The sequence below is a fragment of the Nocardia sp. NPDC004722 genome (genome assembly GCF_053601505.1).
In genome coordinates this window covers 1-4,811 of record NZ_JBSGBY010000620.1, presented here as the reverse complement: position 1 = coordinate 4,811, position 4,811 = coordinate 1, and the positions used below count along the sequence as shown (strand labels likewise).

General features: G+C 67.0%; 5 protein-coding genes. 3 read left to right on the top strand and 2 right to left on the bottom strand.

Annotated features, from left to right (window positions below):
• Positions 1–463: carboxylesterase family protein (locus ACWELQ_RS38215; RefSeq protein ID WP_452401891.1), on the top strand; the 463-nt coding region annotated here is incomplete at its 5' end.
• A 144-nt stretch (positions 464–607) separates the two neighbouring features.
• Positions 608–952 (top strand): hypothetical protein, encoded by a 345-nt coding sequence (locus tag ACWELQ_RS38210; protein WP_452401890.1) that lies wholly within the window; start codon positions 608–610, stop codon positions 950–952.
• Between the two features lie 8 nt (positions 953–960).
• Here the strand turns inward: ACWELQ_RS38210 and ACWELQ_RS38205 are convergent, their stop codons facing one another.
• Together ACWELQ_RS38205 and ACWELQ_RS38200 are read right to left on the bottom strand one after the other, a co-directional pair.
• A complete protein-coding gene (locus tag ACWELQ_RS38205; protein ID WP_452401889.1) occupies positions 961–2,082 on the bottom strand; it encodes a serine hydrolase domain-containing protein in 1,122 nt (373 codons plus the stop codon).
• A 7-nt stretch (positions 2,083–2,089) separates the two neighbouring features.
• Positions 2,090–2,959: a helix-turn-helix domain-containing protein gene (locus tag ACWELQ_RS38200; RefSeq protein WP_452401888.1), complete on the bottom strand. Its 870-nt coding sequence runs from the start codon at positions 2,957–2,959 to the stop codon at positions 2,090–2,092.
• 111 nt (positions 2,960–3,070) lie between these two features.
• Between ACWELQ_RS38200 and ACWELQ_RS38195 the strand changes: the two genes are divergently transcribed.
• Positions 3,071–4,811: hypothetical protein (locus ACWELQ_RS38195; RefSeq protein ID WP_452401887.1), on the top strand; the 1,741-nt coding region annotated here is incomplete at its 3' end.

The window sequence follows — 4,811 nt, the reverse complement described above, 5'->3', positions numbered from 1 at the left end:
GGAGTATCCACTCTCCGATTACCCCCAGCCCGCCGTCGCATTGACCCGAGGCTGGACCGACAAGGTCGTCTGCAACCTCATCGGCCAGGTCCGCGACATCAGCCGCCGAAACCCCACCTACGTCTATCAATTCGATGATCTCGCCGCCCTGGCCCCGCCGAGCAGCTTCCCCCTGGGCGCCTACCACGCCTCCGAACTGCCCTCCCTGTTCGACCTCGCCCAATCCGGCTGGTTCCTGCACGCCGCCATGACCCCCGACCAGCAACGCCTCCAATCCGAGATGCGCCGCTACTGGACCCGTTTCATCACTGCGGGCACCCTCGACCCCCAAGGCTCGCAGGCGATTCCGCAGTATTCCCCGGACGCCCCCACCTACCTCTCCTTCCGTCCTTCGGGCAGCCGCCTCACCGACGATTTCGCCACCGACCACCGCTGCGCCTTCTGGGATGCCCTGCCGCAGTGAGCCGATGACGGGTTCGGTGGTTATAACCATTCGAAAATTCGGTGCCGCTGCGACAGTGCCGACGGATCGCGGAATCGGTTGGGGTACAAGAGGAAATTCTTTCGTCCTGGGAACTTCCTGTGTGGATAGTTCGACGATGGACGGATGATCAGACGAATTGCGATGCTCGCCGCCGGATCCGCCGCTGCCGCAGCCATGGTGGCGGTGCTGGCCGGGCCTGCCGAGGCAGCGCCGAGCGTGACCATCAAGGGCAAGAACGACAACACGATTACCGCGAAGGGTTCCGGGCTGGAGCCGGGGGCCGCGTGCACGCTGACGGACTACTCGCTCTCGCGGAAGGCGGATGGCACGGTCGGCGCCGACGGGACATTGGTGGTGGTGCTCACCAATGTCCGTCGCGGGGCGCATTCCGTCGCGTTCAGTTGCGATCTGGCCGACGGCAGCACCGTCACGCTGGTGAATCATTGGACGGCGCCGGTGACCGGCTGAGGTCGCGACTAGCGGGCGGACAATGCCCGGTGGATGAGGGTTTGCAGCGCCTGGTCGATCGGGTGGGGCTGCGGGATTCCTTTGGCGTCCAGGCGGTTCCAGCGTTGCAGATTCACCGCGAGGGTCACCTGCCGGGTGTTGTCGGCGCTGGTCAGTGTGATCGCACCGGCGCCCCAGACCGAACCCTCATGGCCCCAATGGATTCCGGATCCGGGGATGGCCGTGCGTTGCAGGCCCAGGCCGTAGTCGATGAGTTTGCCCTCGAAGGAGACGACCGGCGCGGTGCGCTGCATCTGCTCCAGCGCGGATCGGCTCACGATCTCACCGGCCAGCAGCAGGCCGTAGAAGTGGTTCAGATCGGAGACGGTGGAGATCAGCGAGGCGGCCGGGCCGACGAAAGACATGTCGTAGACGCTGAAGTCGCGGGGCGGCTCGAACATGCCGAACCAGGACTCGTAGTGCAGCGCGTGCGGTCCGGTGATCTCGGTGCCACCGGGTAGTTCGGTGTCGCGCAGGCCCGCGCGTTCGATGACCTCGCGGGTGATGAACTTCTCCGCCGCGACACCGGTCACCGACTCCAGGAGTTGGCCCAGGAGCAGGTAATTGGTGTTCGAGTACACGCCCGGATTGCCGCCCGGGGCGCCGGTGGCGGGCGCCGAGACCCCCATCGCGATCAGGTCGGTGGCGTGGAATTCGGTGAATCTGTTGTCCGCCAAGCTGTCCGGCGTGGTCCGGGCGACGTTCGGGAAGGCCGCGAGCGACGAGTAGGCGTAGGGCAGGTATTCGGCGAGGCCGCTGGTGTGGCTGATCAGCATGCGGACGGTGATCGCGGCTCCGCGTTCGCCGGGTACCAGGTCCGGGAGATAGTGGCCGATGGGTGTGTCGAGTCCGATCGCGCCGTCGTCGACCAGTCGCAGGATCGCGGCGGAGGTGAAGGTCTTGGTGAGGCTGCCGACTCGGTATCGCATGTCGGGCGTGACGGGCCGTCCGGTGGCGGTGTCCGCGACTCCCGCCGCACCGCACCAGATCTGGTCGTGGTCGCGTACCTCGGCGACGATGCCGGGGATACCTGCGTGATGGACGGCCTCGAGGGCGCTGCGCAGTTCTTCGGGATCGAATGTGGTGGTCATGCGACCACTATCGGCCGGGCGGCACCGCACCGTATTGGAAGAAATTCCCCCACTCCGTGTACCGGTACCGGGCGATGGCGGGCAGGTACTCCGCCGTCAGCGACCCGGGCGTGAGCTCGGCGAATATGCCTACGTCCCGGCACAAATGGGCCTGATCGACATACCCGCAATCCACCGCGACCTCCGCCGCGGGCCGCCCCGCCAGCAATCCGTCCACCGCCGCCCGGAACCGCACCAGCATCGCCGCCCGCTTGGGCGTCAACCCGATCTGCGCCTCGAACCGCGCCCCCAACCGCTTGTAACTCCACCCGGCCGCCTCGGCCAACTCCCCGATCCGCACCTGCCCGCCCGAGGCGAGTATCCGCCGCCACCCCTCGAGCACCTCCGGATCCACCGCGGCCCTCCGCCTTTCCCCTTGCACCAGAAACGATTCCATCACCCGAAACCGCTCGTCCCAGGTTTCGGCCGCGGCCAGCTCCTCCCGCAAGCGCTCACCCCGCCCACCCCACACCTCGTCCAGCGACACCGCTCCCCGCCCCAGACTCCCCGCCGAAACTCCCAGCATCGAGTAGGCCAGCACCGGCGACAGCCGCACCTCGACGCACTCCACCCCCGCTCCCTGCAATCGCATCGCCCCGAGCGGAAGCCCCGCGACGAAGCCCCCGACCGAACGCCGCCCCACGACGTCCTCGACAACCAGGCCCTTACCCCCGAACTCCACCAGCACCGTCACCGCCGCGGTCCCCGCGACCTTGAGATCCAACCCGCGTCCACCCACATCCCGGTACCCGATCATCGCCCCACCGCGGACGGCGGCACCGGCGCCCGCGACTTCCCACCCCTCGCCGACCCCTCGCCCCAAGCCTGCATATTCCACCCACTCAGGCTACGCAATTCGGTGGATTCGGAATTGTTCACAGTTGGGGGAGGGGTTTGCTTTCGCACTGCCCAATGACCGCCGGGGTCGGCGGTGGACACGATGTCGGGTGTGAGAATTTTCTTGGGGTGGGGGACCGTGGCGGTGGCGGCCGGAACCCTTGCGGCACTGGTATTGCCGGTGTCGCCGCGGGCACAGGCCGTCGCGCCGGTGAGCGCGGCCACCGATCGGCAGGAGACGGTGCTGGATCGGCGGGACGGGGTGATCGTCTCGGAGGTCAGCTTCTCATTGCCGCTGCCGGCGAATGCGCCCGCGCATCCGGCGGAATGCGATCGGGCGGGATTCCTGCGTTATCGGGCGGCGGACGGGCCCGCTGATTCCGCCGACGCCGATTCGGTGGTGGTGCAGCAGCAGGGACTCAATGGCGGGGCCATGAATTCCGATGGGGTGGCGACGAATACGGTGCGGTCGGCGGCGCAGCTGGGGCGGAAGGTGGAATTCTGGGCGATGGCCCGGCGCAGCAGCTGCCTGGATGAGAACACCGGATTCGACTACGCGCTGCGGACCGGGAACTACCTCGACGCCGTGGACTACTACTTCAACGGGATGCCCATCGACGGGCGAGTTTTCCCGGGGTTCAAGAGCTCCCAGGATTTGCCCGTGCTGGATTTCATGGGGCTCGAACGGGTGCTGCGCGACCAGTACGAGATCATGCTGCACGAGATCCCGGATCAGGTGGTGCGGCAGCACAAGTACGTGTGCACCGGAATATCCCTGGGCGGGCTGGTGACCGGTTTCTTCGCGGACTGGGATTTCGGCAACGGCGATCCCGACACCGCAGGCTACAGCCAGTGTGCGGCCTTCGCGGCGCAGGATTCGATGGTGTCCTCCGACCCGGTGGCCATTCAGAACACGCCGCTTCTGCACGACCTCACCAACGCGATCATCTCGCCGGTCAACGATGTGCTGAAGGCGACCCAGAACATCGGGGTACTGCCGCGGATTCTCGGCGCGACGCCGGTTATCGGCACCAAGGCGTTCCTGCTCTACCGCCTGGCCGGATTGGCCGCGCACTTGGATCCGGACGGGGAAAGTCAACTGCTGGCGCATCTTCCGCACGATTTCGAGATCGATGCCACGCTGAATTACCTGTTCGCCCCCACCTGGGCGGACTTCGCCACCAATGGGGCGGCCGGATCCGGCACGTTGCGCGACTACCGTTTCACCAATACCGCGTTGCTGGGTGAGCTGCTGGACAACAACTCCTGCAATTTCGAACTGCTTCAACAGGGGATGGGTGCGCTCGACGGCGGGCCCGTGCAGCCCAAGAGTTTCCCGAATCCCGGTTCGGCGACCCAGATTCCGCTGCTCGGCAACTATCTGCGGCTGAGCGCCGGACCGCAGGACCGGGTCGCACCCACCGACCGGTCGGTGCTCTACAGCTGGCGGAACTACGACAACGTCCAGGGCGTCCCCTACACCTCGCCCGGCCACGAGGTCGCCGACATCCACGACGTGGCACGGCAACTGGCGGCGGGCGGACCCTACGCCTACTGGGAGTCCTACTTCCCGCTGCGCGTCGTGCTCGACATCGCGGCGGGCTACGGCGGCGCCCGCACCGGCGACATGGGCGACCTGCGATACCACGGCATGGAACGCACCAAACCGAACCTGGTGCTGTGGGCGGGCGACAGCGTGGTGCAGTTCGGTCCCGGCTTGCTCTTCCCGGTCCCGCCGACCGCGACCGTGCAGAGCCTGCCCGGCTACAACCACGTCGACACCATCGGCGCGGCCGCCGTGCAGAACAACGGCCTTCCCGACTACAGCGGACGCTATCTGGCGGAATTCCTGC